The following is an 18,521-nucleotide window of genomic DNA, read 5'->3' on the forward strand; positions in this document are numbered from 1 at the left end:
GTGGGCGGTGTCCTAGGCGGGGTTCGGGGCGGAGGGGAGCGGGCCGCGGGCGCGGTCGCGGACCATCAGGGCGGCCCGTTTCCCGGGCAGGTCGAGTTCGGCGGCGGGTACGAAGCCGGCCCGTTCGAAGGCGCGGACGGACCGCCGGTTCCGGACGTCGGGTTCGGCCACCACGCGCTCGCAGTGCGGCCGTTCCCGCAGGATCCGGTCGGCCAGCGCGGCGAGCAGGGTGGATCCGAGGCCCCGCCCGCGCCGGTCGGCCGGGCCGAGCAGCAGGTGGACGCCGGTGTCGTGGGGCCGGGCGGGGTAGTACCCGGCGAGCGGGTCGAGGTCGGCGCGGTAGACCTCCCAGTAGCTCATCGGGGTGCCGTCGAGCAGGCCGAGGCAGGGCGCGCTGTTCCCGTCGCCGTCGAGCTGGGCCCGGATGTGGCGTTCGGTGGTGGCGGGCGGCCCGGCGAGGTCCCAGAAGGCGGCGATCTCCGGGTCGTTCATCCAGCCGGTGAGCAGTTCCAGGTCGGCGGGCAGCCGGACCGGGCGGAGCCGGAACTCGCCGGCGGTGGTGGGCATGGCGCCCCAGCCGGCGGCCTCCTCGGCCGGGCTCGCGGCGGAGGTCACGCGCCGGCCACCGGGTTGGGGATGTCGACGTAGACGGACTGGGTGGCGACCGGGCCGACCAGTTCGTCCATGCCGTTGATCCGGGTGAGCAGGTTGGCCTTGCAGGGCAGGGTGGCCGCGTCCAGCAGCAGGGCGGGCAGTGCGGAGCCGGTGGCCGCGGCCCGGGGGCTGCCGAGGAAGCCGCGCAGCGCGGCCAGCAGCACCGCCTCGTCGGCCAGCCGCTGGGAGCCGAGGGCGCCGATCAGGCCGAGGACGTGGTTGATGCCGAGGTAGTAGGCGAAGTGGTGGTCGATCACCTCGTCGGCGAGGAAGGTGTCGCTCTGCGCGCCGAGGCCGGCCAGCCGGCCGGTGAGCCGCTCGGCCGCACTCTGGCGGTAGTAGAAGCCCTGGTTGTCGCGGTAGCGCCCGCCGGTCGGCCAGCCGTCGGCGTCGAGCAGGACGAGGCTGTTCTGCTGGTGCGCCTCCAGCGCGATGCCGGCCCGTCCGTCCAGCCAGAGGACGGGCAGCACGACGGCGTCCAGGTAGCGCAGGAACCATTCGGCGGCCACAGTGGCCAACGGGCGGCCGCAGCGGGCGGCGAGGGAGCGCAGGATGTCGCCGAGCCGGGACGGCACGGCGTCGCCGGTGCCGAGCGGCTGTTCGGCGACCAGCCCGGCCACGCAGAGCACGCGGTCGCCGGGGGCGAAGGGCTGGGCGCGCAGCACGGTGTCCAGGCCGCCCGGGTCGCCGAGGGCGGGGTGGTCGACGCCGATCCAGGCCGGGTCGCGGACGATGTCGAAGCCGGGGTGGGCGGCCCGCCACTCGGCGGCCAGGCCGCTCTCCAGCAGCCGGTGCATCTCCAGGCCGCGGTGCAGTTCCTTGCGGAGGTTCTCCCGGCGGGAGTTGGTGATCCGCAGGCCGAGCGAGAGCTTCAGCATCCAGGGCGTGCCGGGCCGGTAGACGGTGCGCACCGAGGAGGTCGGGTACCAGGGCGTGCCGGCCGGGCCGAGGTCGTGCAGCAGTCCGTCGGCGAGGAGTCCGGCCACGGCCGGGCGCAGCGCCAGTTCGCGGGCCTGCCAGGGGTGCAGCGGCAGGGCGGCGGTGCCGGGCGGTAGCAGGGCCGGGTCGCCGAGGAGTCGGGCGGTGATCCGGTCGGCGCTCTCGGTCACGGCGGAGCCGGCGGCGAGCAGTTCGCGGTCGACGGCGTACCAGTGCAGCTGGAACGAGCCGTGCAGTTCCGGGGAGTAGGCGGCGCTCTGCGCGGGGCCGAGGCCGTCACGGCTCTTCGGGGTGGGGTGCAGCGGGTGGCCGAGCAGCAGGGACTGTTCGGCGGCGAGGAAGTGGGAACCTTCCGGCCCGCCGGGGGCGGCGGCGGTGCGGTGGTGGGTGAGGATGTCGGCGGTGCGGACGACGGAGTCGGCGACCCGGGCGGCGAGGTCGGCGACCTGGCCGGGGTCGGGGCGGGCGGCGGCCGCGGCGGCGAGCAGCGCGGCGGTGGTGACGGCGTCGACCGGTGCGTCGCGGCCATCCCCCGCCGCGGCGCCCCCGCCGGCCGAGAGGGTGGCCGGGCCGAAGCGGTGCCAGCCGGCCCGGGACCAGTGGCGGACAGGCGCGGAGAGCCGGGCGGCGCCGCCGAGGACGGCGATCCGCAGCCGCCCGTCGGGGCCGGGCATGGCACCGGTCTCACGGGCCCAGCAGCGCAGCAGGGCCTCCAGGGCCGCCTGTTCGGCGGCGACGGCCGGGGACGGGTGAAGCAGCGGATCGGGTTGCGCCGGGCCGGCCACGGCGGGGCGGCCCGGGGTGGGCCGGCGCGCCGGGACGTCGGGCGGGGCTCCGGTGAGGGCGGTGCTCAAGGCTGCTCCTTGGGGCGCGTGGGGTGCGGACGCGCGCGGGTGGTGGAGAGGATCTGGCGGGCGCTCGCACCGTCGCGTCAGGTAAGGGTTACCTATCCCTGACTGGTGATCACAAGGGCGGCTCACTCGTCCGGGTGAAGAGCGGTGATTGTTCACCCCTGGGGTGGGAGCCCCTGCCGTGGCAACGAGCCGACGGGGCGTTCGTCACAGCTCGGTGACCTCCCGTCAGCTCCGGAACCCGGGGGTCGGCCCGTGCCGTCCTGGAGGCCAGTGGGAGACTCCAGGGCGGCGGGCGCCGCCGGAACAGGACCATCCAGGGGGAAAGCGAACACCATGCCATCGATCCACCGGTCAGCCATGGCCGCGGCCCTTGCCGCCGGAACCCTGCTCGTCGTGAGCGCCTGCGGCCCGGACGGCCCCGCCGGCGACGGGGGCACCGCCGCACCACCGCCGGCCTCGACGAGCGCCACCGCCTCCGCCTCCGCCGCGGGGGGCGGCGGAGTGATCGGCGGTCTCACCCTGCCGTCGGGCATCCCGACCAGCCTGCTGGAGGGCCTGCCGAAGAGCTGGGACGACCTGAAGAAGTGGAAGTTCGAGGACTGGGACAACTGGGCCTCCAAGCACGTCTTCAACAACCCCGTCGTCAAGGACTTCTGGAACCCGGACAAGATGGGCGACTCCAAGCCCGCCGAGCCGGCGCCGCCCACCGCCAAGCCGGCCGGGGACGCCGGGGTCACCGACCCCGAGCCGCCCGTGGTCAAGGCGACGCCGGTGGCCCGCCCGTACACCAAGCAGCCCTCGGGCAAGGTGTTCTTCAGCGCCGAGGGCGGCCGCGGCAACTGCTCGGCCACCGTGATCGCCGACCCGGCCCACCCCGGCAAGAGCAACCTGGTCTGGACGGCCGGGCACTGCGTGCACCCGGGCAAGGGCGGCGACTTCTACAAGGACCTCGTCTTCGTCCCCGCCTACAACAACTCCGGTGCCTCCAGCGGCGGCAAGAAGGCCCCGCTGGCGGAGCTGGCTCCGCTTGGCACCTGGTGGGCCAAGGACGTGGTGACCTCGCCGCAGTGGACGGTCGAGGGCGGCGGCACCGGTGACGCCGCCAGCCAGTACGACTTCGCGGTCATGCGGGTGCAGAACCAGAACGACACCGGCAAGTCGCTGGAGGAGACGGTCGGTTCGGCCGTTCCGGTCTGGTTCGACGCCCCGCGCGACCAGCTGAAGGTCTCGGCCGTCGGGTACCCGCTCTACAAGCCCTTCGACGGGCAGGAGCTGTACAAGTGCGACGGCGGCAAGCCGGTCCGGCTCTCCTTCGACCCGAAGCGCCCGTCGATGCACACCATCGGCTGCACCATGACGCAGGGCTCCAGCGGCGGCGGCTGGTTCGCCCCGATGCCGGACGGCAGGCTCGCACTGGTCAGCAACACCTCCATCGGCACCCAGGACCACACCTCGCTGAGCGGCCCGTACCTGGAGACGGTCGCCAAGCAGGCCCTGGACTACATCTCCCGCAAGCAGAAGTAGCCGGCTGGCAGGAACCGACCGACGGGGAGAGATCACCATGCCACCGATCACCACGGCCGGGCCCGGCCGCCGGGCCGCGACGGCCGGAGCCGCCGTGCTCGCCGCGCTCGCCCTCAGCGCGACCGCCTGCGGGCCGGACAACGAGAAGAGCAACGAGGCCGCGGGCACTCCGTCCGCGACCGCCGCCACCACCGCACCCGGCAAGCCGGGGGCCGCACTGCCCAGCAGCCTCCAGGACCTCGCCAACTGGAAGCTCGACGACTGGGCGAGGTTCGTCGGCGACAACGCCTTCGTCAACGAGGTCGCCCAGGGGTTCTGGTCGATCGCCAAGATGGAGAACGCCAAGGGCCGGGCCACCCCGGAGTACTCGCACACGACGGCCGGCAGCACGGTCGAGCGGGACACCCCGCCGGCCGCCATCCCCGCCAAGCCGCAGCCGCACCCGTACAGCCCGGCGACGGCCGTGGTCGGCAAGATCTTCATGACCACGCCCGAGGGCGACTCGATGTGCTCCGGCACCCTGGTCTCCGACCCGGCCAACCCGGGCCGGAGCAACCTCGTCTACACCGCCGCGCACTGCCTGCACGACGGCAAGGGCGGCACCTGGCTGAAGGACATCACCTTCGTCCCCGGCTACAACCGGGACGGACAGGCCAGCCGGGGCAGGCAGTACAGCGAGCAGCAGGTCTCCCCGTACGGGCGATGGACGGCGGTCCGCGCGCTGGTCTCGCCGACCTGGGTGAAGGAGAACGGCGTCGGCCCCAACTCCCAGTACGACTACGGGATCATCCGGGTCCGCAACGAGAACGGCTCCGGCAAGTCGCTGGAGGAGACGGTCGGCAGCTCGATCCCGGTCTGGTTCAACGCCCCGCGCGAGCAGATCACCTCGGCCTTCTCCTACGGCTACCCGGCCGAGCGGCCGTTCGACGGCATGGAGCTCAACCACTGCGACTCCGCGATCCGGCCGGCCAAGCTCTCCTTCGACCCGGCCCGGCCGCCGATGTACGTGATCGGCTGCACCATGACCGGAGGCTCCAGCGGCGGCGGCTGGTTCATCACCAAGGACGGCAAGCCGAACCTGATCAGCGTCAACTCGATCGGCAACCGCAACCCGTCCGAGTACATGGCCGGCCCCTCGCTCCAGGAGCAGGCGCGGCAGGCCTTCGACTACTTCTCCAAGAACGCGAAGTAGGCCCGCGGCAACGCCGACGGCCCCGGTCTCCGTTGAGGAGACCGGGGCCGTCGGCGTTCTGCTCGGACCTCGGGAGCCCCGGGCCCCGCGGAGCCTCAGCCCCGCGGAGCTTCGAGCCCTGCGCAGCCTCAGCCCCTCGGCGCCTCAGCCCTGCAGCGCGACCGAGAAGCGCTCCAGCTCGGCGGCCAGCTCGGCCTGCACCTTGGCGTGCAGCAGCGTGCCCTCCGCGGTGTGCTCGGTCGAGATCAGCTCACCCTCGGCGTGCACCCGGGAGACCAGGCCACCGTGGGTGTACGGGACCAGTGCCTGCACCTCGATCGCCGGCCGCGGCAGCTCGTCGTCGATGAGCTTCAGCAGCTCCTCCATGCCCAGCCCGGTGCGGGCCGACACCACGATGGCGTGCGGCTCGCGGCGCAGCAGGCGCTGGAGCACGTGCGGGTCGGCCGCGTCGGCCTTGTTGATCACCACGATCTCCGGCACGTTCTGCGCGTCGACCGAGACGATGACCTCGCGGACGGCGGCCAGCTGCGTCTCCGGCTCGGGGTGTGAGCCGTCCACCACGTGAAGGATGAGGTCCGCGTCGGCGACCTCCTCCATGGTGGAGCGGAACGCCTCGACCAGGTGGTGCGGCAGGTGCCGGACGAAGCCGACGGTGTCGGCCAGCGTGTAGAGCCGGCCGCTCGGGGTCTGCGCCCGGCGCACGGTCGGGTCCAGGGTGGCGAACAGCGCGTTCTCCACCAGGACGCCCGCGCCGGTGAGCCGGTTGAGCAGGGAGGACTTGCCGGCGTTGGTGTAGCCGGCGATGGCCACGGACGGCACCTGGTGGCGCTTGCGCTCCTGGCGCTTGGTGTCGCGGCCCTTCTTCATCTCGGCGATCTCCCGGCGGAGCTTCGCCATCTTCTCGCGGATCCGGCGCCGGTCGGTCTCGATCTTGGTCTCACCGGGACCACGGGTGGCCATACCGCCGCCGGATGAGCCGGAGCCACCACCACCCATCTGCCGGGAGAGCGACTGACCCCAGCCTCGCAGCCGGGGCAGCATGTACTGCATCTGCGCGAGCGAGACCTGCGCCTTGCCCTCACGGGACTTGGCGTGCTGGGCGAAGATGTCCAGGATCAGGGCCGTCCGGTCGACGACCTTGACCTTGACCACGTCCTCCAGGTGGATCAGCTGGCCCGGGGTGAGCTCACCGTCGCAGACCACGGTGTCGGCACCGGTGGCCGCGACGATGTCCCGCAGCTCCTTCGCCTTGCCGGAGCCGATGTAGGTGGCGGCGTCGGGCTTGTCACGGCGCTGGATGACGCCGTCCAGCACCTGGGAGCCGGCCGTCTCGGCGAGCGCGGCGAGCTCCGCCATGGAGTTCTCCGCCTCCTCCAGCGTGCCGTCCGTCCAGACGCCGACGAGCACCACGCGCTCCAGACGGAGCTGGCGGTACTCGACCTCGGTGACGTCTTGGAGTTCGGTGGAGAGGCCGGCGACCCGGCGCAGGGCTGCACGCTCGCTGCGGTCGTACTGGTCGCCGTCGTAGTGGTGGTGGCCGAGGTCCTCGTCGATGGCCGCGAGGTCCTCGTCCATGAGGGCTTCCGCCCGCAGACCGCCGAGGCGGCGCGGGGCGTCGGCGTGGTCGCGGGCTTCGAACGTGGAGGTCATTCTGTCCTTTGGCTGGCTGGTACGGAGGGCCTGTCTGCGTGACCGTACCGACGGTCACACCCGGAGTCTGCCCAGCTGCCGCCTCGTCTACCGCTCGGGCGAGATGTGAGCTACCCCGCAGGACCGCGGCCCCACACAGGCAATTCTCTCAGTGCCCGGTGAACGCCGCGGACCGGCCGTGAATTCCCCACGATGTTCGCACGCCCGGTGCGGACGGGGCATCCCCATTTTCCGGTCCGGAGACCGGTCCGTCCGCCGGGCCGCCCCCGCCCACCGGGCCGTCCCCGTCCGCCGGGCCGCCCTCGCCCGCGGGGCCGCCCCCGCCTGCCGGGCCGCCCCCGGCGCCGGGCTCCGCCTCCCCCGCCCGGGGACGCGCGCCGCCGCCCGCCGGTGCGTGCGGGCGGCTCACGTCGTACACCCCCGAGACCCGCAGCATCGCCCGCATCACCGCGGCCAGCGCGGCCGGCTCGGGCAGCTCGACGGTGTAGGTGTGCCGCACCCGCAGCTCCTGCGGCGGCTCGACCTCGGCCGAGACGATGCCGACGCCCTCCCCCGAGATCGCCGCGGTGAGGTCGGCCAGCAGCCGGGGCCGGTTGAGCGCCTCGGCCCGCAGGGTGGCCCGGTAGCCGGACGGCGGCGCGCCGTCGGGCTGCCAGTGGATCTCCAGCGCGCCGCGCCCGTCCGCCCGCATCCGCTCACCCGCCGGACAGCCGGTGCGGTGCACGGCGACGGCGCCGCCGCGGATCGCGAAGCCGCTGACCTGGTCCGGCGGCACCGGGGTGCAGCAGCGGGCCAGCCGGACCGGCGCCCCCGGGCGGCCGGCCACCGCCACCGGGGCTGCGCCGCGCTCGGTGGCCCGGTGCGCGGGCGGCGCCGGCTGGCCGGCCGAGGGGCCGGTGCGGACCACCGGCAGCAGCGCCGGGTGGTCGGCGAGCCATCGTTCGATGGCCAGCCTGGCGGCCGGGGTGCGGGCGTGCGCCAGCCATTCGGGCGCGGGGCCGGAGGGGTGGGCGGCCGGGTCGCCCTGCTCGGTGAGGATGGCCAGCCGGTCACCGTCCTGGAGCACGGTGGAGAGCGAGGTGAGCCGGCCGTTGACCCGGGCCCCGATACATCGGTGGCCGGTCTCCTCGCCGAGCAGGTAGGCGGCGTCCACACAGCTGGCGCCGGCCCGCAGCTGAAGCGTTTCGCCGGCCTCGGTGACGACGGTGATCTCGCGGTCCCCGGCGAGGTCGGCGGTGAGCGCCGACCAGAAGGCGTCCGGGTCGGGCGTCTCCTGCTGCCACTCCAGCAGCCGGCTGAGCCAGCCCGGCCGGGCCGGGTCGGTGCGGTCCAGCTCGTCCGTGCCCTGGTCGGCGCCGCCGGCCCCGGGCTGCCGGGGGTCGCCGAGGGCGACCACGCCGGTCTGCGCGACCTCGTGCATTCGCCGGGTGCGGACCAGTACCTCGACCACCGCGCCGCCCTCCAGCGCCACCGCGGTGTGCAGCGACTGGTACAGGTTGAACTTGGGGGCGGCCACGAAGTCCTTGAACTCGCCGGGCAGCGGCGTCCAGCAGGTGTGCAGCTCGCCGAGGACGGCGTAGCAGTCCGCGTTCTCCTCGACCACCACCAGCAGCCGCCCGAAGTCGGCCGGCTGCGGCCCCTGCGGCCGCCCGTCGGGGCCGGGTGCGGCGGCCCGCTTGAGCAGCACCCGGTGCAGCGAGACGCAGTGCCGGGGGCGGACGGTGACCTCGGCGGTCACCCCGGCCTCGGCGAGCTGGCGCGCCAGCGTCCGGGCGAACGGCTCGAGCAGGGCGTCCGGTTCGGCCTCGTGGCCGGCCTGCAGGGCGCGCGCGCGGGCGTACTCCTCCGGGTGGAGGGTGGCGAAGACGATGTCCTCCAGCTCCGCCTTGAGCACCTGGATGCCGAGCCGCTCGGCCAACGGGATCAGCACGTCGCGGGTGACCTTGGCAATCCGGACCTGGCTGGCCGGCCTCATGTGCCGGATGGTGCGCATGTTGTGCAGCCGGTCGGCGAGCTTGATCACCATCACCCGGACGTCGTCCCCGGTGGCGACCAGCATCTTGCGGAAGGTCTCGGCCTCGGCGGCCGCACCGAAGTCGACCTTCTCCAGCTTCGTCACCCCGTCGACCAGATAGGCGACTTCGGGGCCGAACTCCTCGCCGACCTGAGCCAGGGTCAACTCGGTGTCCTCGACGGTGTCGTGGAGCAGCGAGGAGACCAGGGTGGTCGTCCCGGCGCCGAGTTGGGCCAGGATCATGGTGACGGCCAGCGGGTGGGTGATGTACGGCTCGCCGCTCTTGCGTTTCTGCCCGCGATGGCTGGCCTCGGCCAGGCGGTAGGCCCGGCCGAGCAGGCCGAGGTCGGCCTGCGGGTGGTGCCGGCGGTGGGCCTGGACGAGCGGTTCGAGGGCGTCGGGCACCGGCGTGCGGCCGGTGGCCAGCAGCGCGGCGCGCCCGGCCCGGCCGAGTGCGGCCCGCCCTAACCCCCCGAGGGGCCGCTTGGGCCCGGCCTGCCGTGCGGACGTCGGCTGCCCCGCAAGGGGCTGCCCGGCTTCGATGGTCATCGTCGGCACCTCCGGCAGCGTCACCGGCTGCTCCCCTCCGAGGGGCGCTCGACCCGGTGATCCATGCTACCGAGCAGAGCACGTTCCGCGATGCCCTGCTTCCCGTCCGTGACCCGGATCACCCGAACGGGGGGATTCGTCGCTGTACGAAATGGGCAAACCGCCCGCGCCGTCAGCCCTGGACGGCCTGGACGGTCGCCAGCCACCGCGGGTCGAGCTCGCCGCGCGCCACGATCACCGCCGGGCCGGTCATCTCCACCCGGCCGTCCGGGTACTCGGTGATCACCACCCGGCCGCCCGGCAGGTCCACGGTGTAGCTGACGGCCTCGCCGGTGACCGCCGGGTCGGCGCCGTCCCGGCGGGCGGTGGCCACGGCGACGGCGCAGGCGCCGGTACCGCAGGAGCGGGTCTCGCCGGAGCCCCGCTCGTGCACCCGCATCGCGACGTGCCGCGGCCCGCGGTCCACCACGAACTCGACGTTGACGCCCTCGGGATAGGCGCCTTCGGGGCTGGTGAGCGGCGCGCTGTACAGGTTGCCGGCGTGGTCCAGGCTCTCGACGAAGGCGACCGCGTGCGGGTTGCCCATGTTGACGTTGCGGGCCGGCCAGCTGCGCCCGCCGACCGTGACCTCGATCCCGTCCGGGCCGGGCAGCAGCGCGCGCCCCATGTCGACGGTGACCTCGCCGGGGGTGCCGTCCTCGGCGTCCTCGGCGACCCGGGCCGTCCGCACGCCGGCCCGGGTGGCGATGGCAACCTCGCCCGGCTCGGCCAACCCGGCCTCGACCAGGTAGCGGGCGAAGACCCGGACGCCGTTGCCGCACATCTCGGCGATCGAGCCGTCGGCGTTGCGGTAGTCCATGAACCACTCGGCCCGGTCGGCCTGGTCGGCCGCGGCCGGGTCGGCGGCCGAGCGCACCACGCGCAGCAGACCGTCGGCGCCGATACCGGCCCGGCGGTCGCACAGCACGGCGACGGCCTCGGGGCCGATCACCAGCTTGCCGTCCGGGTCGGGCACGATGACGAAGTCGTTCTGGGTGCCGTGCCCCTTGAGGAAGGAGAGGCCGGCAGGCTGCGGGGAGGTGTCGCTCACGCTGCCGATGATACTGAGCCGCCGGCCGGGCCGGCCGGGCGGACCACCAGGCGGACCGCGTTCGCCGGCGGGGTCAGCGCAGGTGGACGACCCGCCACAGGGCGAGCGCGCAGGCGGCCAGCGCGATCAGGGTGTAGATCACGATCGCCTTCCACCCGGCCCGCCGGCCGGAGCCGCGGCGCGGCAGGCCCGGCCACTTGTACCCGGCGTGCCGGGCGGCCATCGCGCCCCAGCCGACCGAGGCCGCGGTGAGCAGCAGCCCGAGCATCCCGACCATCGCCGAACCGGCCCCGGCCGAGCCGAAGGCCAGCGGGAAGGCGAACATCAGCGAGCCGGCGGTGGCCAGCAGCGCTATCGGCAGCGTCTGCCACCAGCGCAGCCGGCGACGCGGGCGGATCTCCCGCTCGTGCACCGCACCGGCGGGGGCGCGGGTGTCCAGCGCGGGCAGCGCGACCGCGTAGGAGGTGGGGGCGTCGAGGCCGGGCAGCACGGGCAGGTCCGGCATGGTCGACGCGTCGAGGTCGTCGGCCTGTGCGGTGGCGCTCCCGCTCTGGCCGGTTTCGGGGCCGGTACCCGTCGACACGCGGCCTCCCCTGACAGTTCGACACGAGTGCGGACTCGCGGCCGGGCACGGTCGGCCCGCCCGGGCCGACCCTTATGACCTCGATGATGGCATGTCCAGAGAGGCGTTCCGGGCCTGACCGGGGTCATCGGGTGATCCGTGGCCATCACGTGATCCGGCCGTAACCGCGGGTTCGTCCTGCACGCCCACCTGCGCGCGCAAGTGCACCGCCGGAATGGCCGGATACCGCCTACGGCAGGGCCGATTCCTGACGGCCGATCAGCTCCAGCGAGCGGGCGAGCAGCTCGGCGGGGTCCGCGCCGGCCGGGCGGGAGAGCCAGTGGATCCGGTCGTCGCGGCGGAACCAGGACTCCTGCCGACGGGCGAACCGCTTGGTGGCGCGGACGGTTTCGGCCCGCGCCTCATCCTCGGTGCACTCCCCGGCGAAGTGGTCGAGCACCTGCTGGTAGCCGAGCGCCCGGGAGGCGGTCCTCCCCTCGCGCAGGCCGAGCTTCTCCAGCTCCCGGACCTCGTCCGGCAGACCGGCCTCCCACATCCGGTCGACCCGCAGGGTGATCCGCTCGTCCAGCTCGGGACGGGGCACCGCGACGCCGATCTGCACCGCGTCGTAGACGGCGGTGTTGCTCGGCAGGTTGGCGGTGAACGGCCGCCCGGTGATCTCGATGACCTCCAGCGCCCGGACGATCCGCCGGCCGTTGCCGGTCAGGATCGCCGCGGCGGCGGCCGGGTCCAGCTCCGCGAGCCGCCGGTGCAGCGCGTACGGGCCGGCCCGGTCGAGCTCGGCCTCCAGCCGGGACCGGACCGCCGGGTCGGTGCCGGGGAACTCCATCTCGTCGATCGCCGCCCGGACGTACAGCCCGGAGCCGCCGACCAGGACGGGGGTGCGGCCGGCCGCGAGCAGCCGGTCGATCTCGGCCCGGGCGAGCCGCTGGTACTCGGCGACGGACGCGGCCTCGGTGACGTCCCAGATGTCCAGCAGGTGGTGCGGGACGCCGCCGCGCTCGTCGAGCGTGAGCTTGGCGGTGCCGATGTCCATGCCCCGGTAGAGCTGCATCGAGTCGGTGTTGATCACCTCGCCGCCGAGGCTGCGGGCGAGGGCGACGGCCAGGTCGGACTTGCCTGCGGCGGTCGCACCCACCACGGAGACCACGCGCGGCACGGCGGCACCGGGCTGGACGGGGCCGGGCTGGACGGGGCCGGGCTGGACGGGGCCGGACTGGACGGTACTGGAGCTGCTCACCGGACCAGTCTCGCAAAACCGCCGACGCGACGGAGACCTCCCCGCCCGGGAGGTCCTATGAGCGACGATATGACCGTTTCCGCCCATATCCCCAGTTGAGAACGGTTCGGCCGCGAGAGACGTTGAGCAGGAGACAGAGAGGAACGGTGAGGACGCCATGGGTCTGATGGACAACCTCAAGGGCAAGGCCGAGGAGCTCAAGGAGAAGGCCAGCGAGCTGGCCGGCAAGCACAGCGACCAGATCGAGCACGCGGTCGACAAGGCCGGTGGCGCCATCGACAAGGCCACCAAGGGCAAGTACAGCGAGAAGATCGAGCACGGCACCAGCAAGGCCAAACACGCGGTGGACGACTTCGCCCACAAGCCCGGAGGCCCGGGCGGCACCACCCCCGGCACCCCCGTCGACGGCCAGGGCCCGACCCCCTGAGCCCGCTCTCCCGAGCAGGGCCGCGGGTCAGCTCCAGGACGCCACGAGGTACCCGACCCCGTACGGCGCGTCCCGGTAGCCCAGGCGCGCGGTGAGGCCGGCGCCCTCGGCGGCGCCGGCCAGCACCTGCCAGGGGGCGCGGCCCTCGGCCTTCAGCTCGGCGGCCAGGCCCGCGTCCAGGGCGGCCAGGGCGGCCAGGTCGGCCGAGCCCAGGGCGTCGGCGAGCGCCGCGTCGAAGCCCTCGGCCCGTTCGTCCAGGTAGCCCGGTGCCTTCAGCGAGCGGCAGGCGCTGCCGTCGCCCATGACCAGCAGCCCGACCCGGTCGGCCAGCCCGGCCAGGCCCTGGCCGAGGCCCAGCATCCGGTCGGCGGGCGCGTCGGCGGGCACCGCGCAGGCGTGCGTCGGCAGGGTCGCCCCGGCCCGCTCCAGCAGCCAGGCGCCGACGGTCAGCGAGGGCGCCAGCTCCGGGCCCTCGACCCGGCCTGCCGGCAGCCTGGCCACCAGCGGCACCCCGTAGCGGTGGAAGGAACCGGCCCCGCCCTCGGTCCACACCTCGGCCTCCGGCCCGGCGCCGACCACCACGACCAGCTCCGGCCCGGCTGCGAGCAGCGCGGCCAGCGCCTCGTCGCAGGCCGCGCGCAGCGGCTCCAGCTCGGCGGCCGCACCGGCGGCGACCTCCGGGACGAGCAACGGCGGGCAGGGGCAGACGGCGGCGGCAACCAGCATGTGGATCACTCTAACGAAGAACGACAGCGGCCCAGCGGGATCGGCGATCCCACCGGGCCGCGCCACGAGCAGCGGTCAGTCGCCGCAGCAGCCGCCCGCCGGGGCGGCCAGCGGCAGCGCCGCCGGGGCTCCGACGGTCGGCAGGCCGAGCATGACCCCGGTCGGAGCGCCGGCCGCCGGCTTGGCCTGGCGCTTCTCCCAGGCGTCGCCGGCCCGGGTGCGGCGCACGGCGAGCGCCGGTCCCTCGGCCAGCAGGTGGTGCGGGGCGGCGTAGGTGATCTCCACGGTGACCATGTCGCCGGGGCGGACGGGCTCCGACGGGCGCGTGAAGTGGACCAGCCGGTTGTCGGGGGCGCGGCCGGAGAGCCGGTCGGTCCTGTCGTCCTTCTTGCCCTCGCCCTCGGCGACCAGGATCTCCAGGGTGCGGCCGACCTGCTTCTTGTTCTCCTCCCAGGAGATCTCCTCCTGGAGCGCGATCAGCCGGTCGTAGCGGGCCTGCACGACGGCCTTCGGCACCTGGTCCTCCATCTCGGCGGCCGGGGTCCCGGGGCGCTTGGAGTACTGGAAGGTGAAGGCGTTGGTGAAGCGGGCCTCGCGGACCGCGTGCATGGTCTGCTCGAAGTCCTCCTCGGTCTCGCCGGGGAAGCCCACGATGATGTCGGTGGAGATCGCGGCGTCCGGCATCGCCTCCCGCACCTTCCGGATGATGCCGAGGAAGCGCTCCTGCCGGTAGGAGCGGCGCATCGCCTTGAGCACGGTGTCCGAGCCGGACTGCAGCGGCATGTGCAGTTGGTGCATCACGTTCGGGGTCTCGGCCATCGCGGCGATCACGTCGTCGGTGAAGTCGCGCGGGTGCGGCGAGGTGAAGCGGATCCGCTCCAGGCCCTCGATCTGCCCGGCGGCGCGCAGCAGCTTGGAGAAGGCCTCGCGGTCGCCCAGGTCGGAGCCGTAGGCGTTGACGTTCTGGCCGAGCAGGGTGACCTCGATGACGCCCTCGTCGACCAGCGCCTCGATCTCGGCGAGGACGTCGCCGGGGCGGCGGTCCTCCTCCTTGCCCCGCAGCGCGGGGACGATGCAGAAGGTGCAGGTGTTGTTGCAGCCGACCGAGATGGCCACCCACGCGGCGTACGCGGACTCGCGGCGGGTGGGCAGGGTGGAGGGGAAGGTCTCCAGCGACTCCAGGATCTCGACCTGGGCCCTGCGCTCGACCGCGGCACGCTCCAGCAGCGCGGGCAGGTGCCCGATGTTGTGGGTGCCGAACACCACGTCGACCCAGGGGGCCTTCTTGACGATGGTGTCGCGGTCCTTCTGGGCCAGGCAGCCGCCGACGGCGATCTGCATGCCCTTGTGGCGGCTCTTGACCGGCGCCAGCTGCCCGAGGTTGCCGTACAGCTTGTTGTCGGCGTTCTCGCGCACCGCGCAGGTGTTGAACACGACCAGGTCCGGGTCGCCGTCCTGCCCGGCCTTCACGTATCCGGCGTCCTCCAGCAGGCCCGACAGCCGCTCGGAGTCGTGGACGTTCATCTGACAGCCGTAGGTCACGACCTTGTAGCTCTTCAATCCGCTCTCACCGCTCACCAGACCAGGGTACGGGCAGCCGCGAATCGGTTTTCCCCCACCGGTCCCCACCCGTCCGCGGCCGCCGCCGCGCGTCCGCCCCTCCCGTTCGGTCCGCGCGCCTGGCACTATCCCTGCATGGCCCCCAGCTCCGCGCCCCGAGTCGGCGCAACCCTCCGCGCGGCGGCGCGCAGCCCGCTCTGGCGGGCGGTGCTGGCCCTCGTGCTGGTGGTGGCCGCCCTCGGCGGCTGGTGGCTCTCGGCCGGCCGTACCCCGGACTACCCGCGCGGGGCGGTGGGCTTCGCGACCGGCGTGCGGGGCGGGGTGTACGACCGGTACGGGCAGCTGCTGGAGACCCACGTCGCCAAGGCGATGCCGGGGGTGCGGCTGCAGCTGGACAACTCGGAGGGCTCGATCGACAACCTGGCCCGGGTGACCAGCGGCCAGGACGACTTCGCGATCGCCACCGCCGACGCCGTCGCCCAGTACTCCGGGCCCGGCAGGGACCGGCTGCGGGCGATCGCCCGGCTCTACGACGACTACCTCCAGCTGGTCGTGCCCGCCTCCTCGCCGGTGCACCGGACGGCCGACCTGAAGGGCCTGCGGGTCGGCGTCGGCCAGCCCCTGTCCGGGGTGAACCTGGTGACCCGACGGCTGCTCTCCTCGGCCGGACTCGATCCGGACCACGACATCCGGCCGGCCATGCTCGGCGTCGGCGACGCCGCCGAGCGGCTGCGCGAGGGCAAGCTCGACGCCTTCTTCTGGTCCGGCGGGCTGCCGACCGGCGCGCTCACCGGGCTCTCCGAACAGTTCAAGATCAGGATCGTGCCGCTCGGCGACCTCGCCGAGGCCGTCCACCGGGTCGAGGGCGGCGGTACCGACGCCTACCGGGCGGCCACCATGCCCAAGGGCACCTACCCGAACGCGGAGCCCAAGGACGCCGTCGCCACCGTGGCCGTGCCCAACCTGCTGATCACCCGGGACGACGTGGACACCGACCTGGTCCAGGGCATGACCCGGGCGGTGATAGACAGCCGCGACCAGATCGGCTCCGAGGTGCACGCCGCCCAGCTGGTCGACCTGCGCACCGCCGTCTACACCAACCCGCTCCCGCTGCACGAGGGCGCGGCGCGCTACTACCGCTCGGTGAAGCCCTAGAGGTGCCACCACCGGCTCGTGAAGCCGCAGAGGTGAGGTGAAGCCCCGGATGTGCCACCCACCGGCTCGGCGAAGCCCCAGCGGCGCCACCGCCGCTCGGTGGAGGCCCTGCGCCTAGGTCCTGCGGGTCTTCTCCGCCCTCGGCACCGCCAGGGTCACCGCGAGACCGGTCGGCCGGACCGGCGCGAAGGTGAGCGAGCCGCCGGCGGCCTGGAGCAGGGTGCGGGCGATGGAGAGGCCGAGGCCGGATCCGTCCACGTTCTGGTGCCGCGCGCTGCGCCAGAACCGGTCGCCGGCCCGGGCCGCCTCCTCCTCGGTGAGGCCGGGCCCGGCGTCCGAGACGGTCACCGCGACCTCGCTGCGCCGCACCGCGACCAGCACCCGCACCCGGGTGCCGGCCGGGCCGAACTTGAGCGCGTTGTCGATCACCGCGTCCAGCGCGCTGCCGAAGCCGATCGGGTCCGCCATGCCGAGTGCCAGCGCCGGGCCCTCCCAGCCGAGCTCGATCCCGCGCTGCTCCGCCACCGGCCGCCAGGCGTCCGCCCGGGCCAGGGTGAGCCCGACCAGGTCGGTCGGCTCGGGCTCCGGGCGGGCGTGTTCGGCGGTGGCCAGCCCGAGCAGGTCGTCCAGCACCCGGGCGAGCCGGACACCCTCCTCGCGGACCCTGCCGAGCTCCTCGTCGTGGCCCTCGGGCAGCTCCAGGCCCAGCACCTCGACCCGCAGCAGCAGCGCCGCCAGCGGGTTGCGCAGCTGGTGCGAGGCGTCCGCGACGAAGGCCTTCTGCTGGTCCAGGGCGAGCACCACGTGGTCGGCCATCTCGTTGAACGACCGGGCCAGGCGCTGGAGTTCGGGCGGGCCGCCGCCGGGCGCCACCCGGGCGTTCATCCGGCCGGTGGCGATGTCGTGGGTGGCCCGGTCCAGGGTCCGGACGGGGCGCAGCACCCACTCGGTGAGGCGGACGGCGAGCAGCACCGCGACGATCATGGCGGCGGCCTCACCGGCCCCGATCACCAACCAGCGGTGCAGTATCCGGGTGCGCAGTGCGCCGGTCGGGGACTCGCTGAGCACCACCGCGACCACGTCGCCGTCCCGGACCACCGGCGTGGCGATGGTCAGCGTCCGGTCGGAGGTCCACGGCCAGACCTGCGGCGGGTTGTGGCTGCGCCGCCCGTCCAGCGCCTCCTGGAAGGCCTGCTCGCCCCAGCCGGCGACCGGCACCCGCCAGTCCGCCGGGGCTGTGGCTATCGGGACGCCGTCCCGCTGGAAGATTCCGAGCCGGACGCCGTACAGGTCGTGGTAGCGCGCCACCTCGGCGTCCAGCGCGCGGCGGCGGCTGAGGTCGCCCGGCGCGGGCTCCAGGTCGCCCTTGAGGGCGGAGTCCAGGGCGGAGACGCCCGAGGTGGGCAGGTCCTGGGCGAACCTGGCCGCGTCGTCGAGCCGGTCGACCACCACCCGGCTCTGCTCGGCGGCCGCGACCGCCGCGGCGAGCGGCAGCCCGAGGGCGGCCAGGACGCAGAGCATCAGCGCGAGCAGAATGCCGAGCAGGCGGGTACGCACGAACGGTCAGTGCTCCGCGGGGGCCTGGGGAGCGTCCGCGGCGGTGGCCGGGGACTCGGGGATCAGCCGGTAGCCGACGCCCCGGACTGCCTCGACCAGGCCGGGCAGGGCCAGCTTGGTGCGCAGCGAGCCGATGTGCACCTCCAGGGTGCGGCCGTTGCCCTCCCAGCCGCTGCGCCAGACCTCGCTGAAGATCTGCTCGCGGCGGTAGACCACGCCGGGGCTCTGGGCGAGCAGCGCCAGCAGGTCGAACTCCTTGCGGGTGAGCGGCACGTCCCGGCCGTCGACGCTGACCCGGCGGCGCTCGCGGTCGATCCGGATGCCGCGCGACTCCAGCGGCCCCCGCTGCTGCGGCACGGTGTCGGGTGAGGGCGCGGCGAGGGCGGCGGGTGCGGCGCCGCGCCGGGCCACTGCGTGGATCCGGGCGAGCAGCTCGCCCATGTCGTACGGCTTGGTGACGTAGTCGTCGGCGCCCAGGTTGAGGCCGTGGATCCGGGAGCGGATGTCGGCGCGTGCGGTCACCATGATCACGGGTACGCCGCTGCCGGCCCGTATCCGGCTGCAGACCTCGAAGCCGTCCCGGTCGGGCAGCCCCAGGTCGAGCAGGACCACCCGGTACGGCTCGTTGCCGTCCGGTACCAGCGCGTCGAGCGCCTCGTGCCCGCTGCGGGCGTGCCTGACCTGGAAGCCGTGACGCCCGAGCACCGCGACCAGCGCGGCGGCCACGCGTTCGTCGTCCTCGACGAGCAGCAGTCGCATCGTTCCTCCTCTCCCGGACGGTCCCCGGGGTGTCACGTGATGTTCACG

General features: G+C 74.1%; 15 protein-coding genes. 4 read left to right on the forward strand and 11 right to left on the reverse strand.

The genetic code is table 11. The features are described 5' to 3' along the window. Positions 1–12: 12 nt before the first annotated feature. Positions 13–720: a GNAT family N-acetyltransferase gene (locus tag OG286_RS13635; RefSeq protein WP_396323832.1), complete on the reverse strand. Its 708-nt coding sequence runs from the start codon at positions 718–720 to the stop codon at positions 13–15. Next, positions 612–2,447, reverse strand: coding sequence for an IucA/IucC family protein (locus tag OG286_RS13640; protein WP_405361485.1), 1,836 nt, complete (start codon positions 2,445–2,447; stop codon positions 612–614). The genes OG286_RS13635 and OG286_RS13640 overlap by 109 nt, the downstream gene beginning before the upstream one ends. 357 nt (positions 2,448–2,804) lie before the next feature. On the opposite strand from OG286_RS13640, the gene OG286_RS13645 reads away from it, so the two are divergent. Both OG286_RS13645 and OG286_RS13650 read left to right on the forward strand, forming a co-directional pair. Beyond that, entirely contained in the window at positions 2,805–3,971 is a 1,167-nt protein-coding gene (locus tag OG286_RS13645; protein WP_396323792.1) for a hypothetical protein, read from the forward strand. Positions 3,972–4,008: 37 nt separating this feature from the next. Next, positions 4,009–5,163 (forward strand): trypsin-like serine peptidase, encoded by a 1,155-nt coding sequence (locus OG286_RS13650; RefSeq protein WP_396323793.1) that lies wholly within the window; start codon positions 4,009–4,011, stop codon positions 5,161–5,163. A gap of 144 nt (positions 5,164–5,307) precedes the next feature. Here OG286_RS13650 and hflX read toward each other — a convergent pair whose 3' ends face one another. The 5 genes from hflX to miaA form a co-directional block, all read right to left on the reverse strand. Continuing rightward, positions 5,308–6,813, reverse strand: a complete 1,506-nt coding sequence (gene hflX, locus OG286_RS13655; protein ID WP_396323794.1) for a GTPase HflX — start codon at positions 6,811–6,813, stop codon at positions 5,308–5,310. 148 nt (positions 6,814–6,961) lie between these two features. Beyond that, positions 6,962–9,376 carry a RelA/SpoT family protein gene (locus tag OG286_RS13660; protein ID WP_405365298.1) on the reverse strand — a complete coding sequence of 805 codons (2,415 nt, stop codon included), beginning with the start codon at positions 9,374–9,376 and terminating at the stop codon, positions 6,962–6,964. Positions 9,377–9,548: 172 nt separating this feature from the next. Further along, positions 9,549–10,466 (reverse strand): diaminopimelate epimerase, encoded by a 918-nt coding sequence (gene dapF, locus OG286_RS13665; RefSeq protein WP_396323796.1) that lies wholly within the window; start codon positions 10,464–10,466, stop codon positions 9,549–9,551. A gap of 73 nt (positions 10,467–10,539) precedes the next feature. Beyond that, on the reverse strand, positions 10,540–11,049 hold the full coding sequence (locus tag OG286_RS13670) for a hypothetical protein (RefSeq protein WP_396323797.1): 510 nt from the start codon (positions 11,047–11,049) through the stop codon (positions 10,540–10,542). A gap of 229 nt (positions 11,050–11,278) precedes the next feature. Continuing rightward, positions 11,279–12,208: a tRNA (adenosine(37)-N6)-dimethylallyltransferase MiaA gene (miaA, locus tag OG286_RS13675; RefSeq protein WP_405366053.1), complete on the reverse strand. Its 930-nt coding sequence runs from the start codon at positions 12,206–12,208 to the stop codon at positions 11,279–11,281. Between the two features lie 238 nt (positions 12,209–12,446). On the opposite strand from miaA, the gene OG286_RS13680 reads away from it, so the two are divergent. Further along, positions 12,447–12,716, forward strand: a complete 270-nt coding sequence (locus OG286_RS13680; protein ID WP_396323798.1) for an antitoxin — start codon at positions 12,447–12,449, stop codon at positions 12,714–12,716. A gap of 27 nt (positions 12,717–12,743) precedes the next feature. Here the strand turns inward: OG286_RS13680 and OG286_RS13685 are convergent, their stop codons facing one another. Both OG286_RS13685 and miaB read right to left on the reverse strand, forming a co-directional pair. After that, positions 12,744–13,442: a hypothetical protein gene (locus OG286_RS13685; protein WP_396323799.1), complete on the reverse strand. Its 699-nt coding sequence runs from the start codon at positions 13,440–13,442 to the stop codon at positions 12,744–12,746. Between the two features lie 75 nt (positions 13,443–13,517). Then, positions 13,518–15,020, reverse strand: a complete 1,503-nt coding sequence (miaB, locus tag OG286_RS13690) for a tRNA (N6-isopentenyl adenosine(37)-C2)-methylthiotransferase MiaB (RefSeq protein ID WP_396323800.1) — start codon at positions 15,018–15,020, stop codon at positions 13,518–13,520. A 117-nt stretch (positions 15,021–15,137) separates the two neighbouring features. On the opposite strand from miaB, the gene OG286_RS13695 reads away from it, so the two are divergent. Beyond that, positions 15,138–16,157, forward strand: a complete 1,020-nt coding sequence (locus tag OG286_RS13695; RefSeq protein WP_396323801.1) for a TAXI family TRAP transporter solute-binding subunit — start codon at positions 15,138–15,140, stop codon at positions 16,155–16,157. A 114-nt stretch (positions 16,158–16,271) separates the two neighbouring features. On the opposite strand, the gene OG286_RS13700 is transcribed toward OG286_RS13695, so the two are convergent. Continuing rightward, a complete protein-coding gene (locus OG286_RS13700) occupies positions 16,272–17,714 on the reverse strand; it encodes a sensor histidine kinase (RefSeq protein WP_396323802.1) in 1,443 nt (480 codons plus the stop codon). A 6-nt stretch (positions 17,715–17,720) separates the two neighbouring features. Continuing rightward, positions 17,721–18,473 carry a response regulator transcription factor gene (locus OG286_RS13705; protein ID WP_396323803.1) on the reverse strand — a complete coding sequence of 251 codons (753 nt, stop codon included), beginning with the start codon at positions 18,471–18,473 and terminating at the stop codon, positions 17,721–17,723. Between the last annotated feature and the right edge of the window lie 48 nt (positions 18,474–18,521).

This window comes from Kitasatospora sp. NBC_00039 (assembly GCF_045160625.1).
Taxonomy (GTDB): domain Bacteria; phylum Actinomycetota; class Actinomycetes; order Streptomycetales; family Streptomycetaceae; genus Kitasatospora.

Coding starts and splice junctions, on each gene's coding strand:
- OG286_RS13705 (WP_396323803.1), bottom strand. CDS start 18,473: ATGCGACTGCTGCTCGTCGAGGACGACGAACGCGTGGCCGCCGCGCTG.
- hflX (WP_396323794.1), bottom strand. CDS start 6,813: ATGACCTCCACGTTCGAAGCCCGCGACCACGCCGACGCCCCGCGCCGC.
- OG286_RS13680 (WP_396323798.1), top strand. CDS start 12,447: ATGGGTCTGATGGACAACCTCAAGGGCAAGGCCGAGGAGCTCAAGGAG.
- OG286_RS13645 (WP_396323792.1), top strand. CDS start 2,805: ATGGCCGCGGCCCTTGCCGCCGGAACCCTGCTCGTCGTGAGCGCCTGC.
- OG286_RS13685 (WP_396323799.1), bottom strand. CDS start 13,442: ATGCTGGTTGCCGCCGCCGTCTGCCCCTGCCCGCCGTTGCTCGTCCCG.
- OG286_RS13660 (WP_405365298.1), bottom strand. CDS start 9,376: ATGACCATCGAAGCCGGGCAGCCCCTTGCGGGGCAGCCGACGTCCGCA.
- OG286_RS13650 (WP_396323793.1), top strand. CDS start 4,009: ATGCCACCGATCACCACGGCCGGGCCCGGCCGCCGGGCCGCGACGGCC.
- OG286_RS13695 (WP_396323801.1), top strand. CDS start 15,138: ATGGCCCCCAGCTCCGCGCCCCGAGTCGGCGCAACCCTCCGCGCGGCG.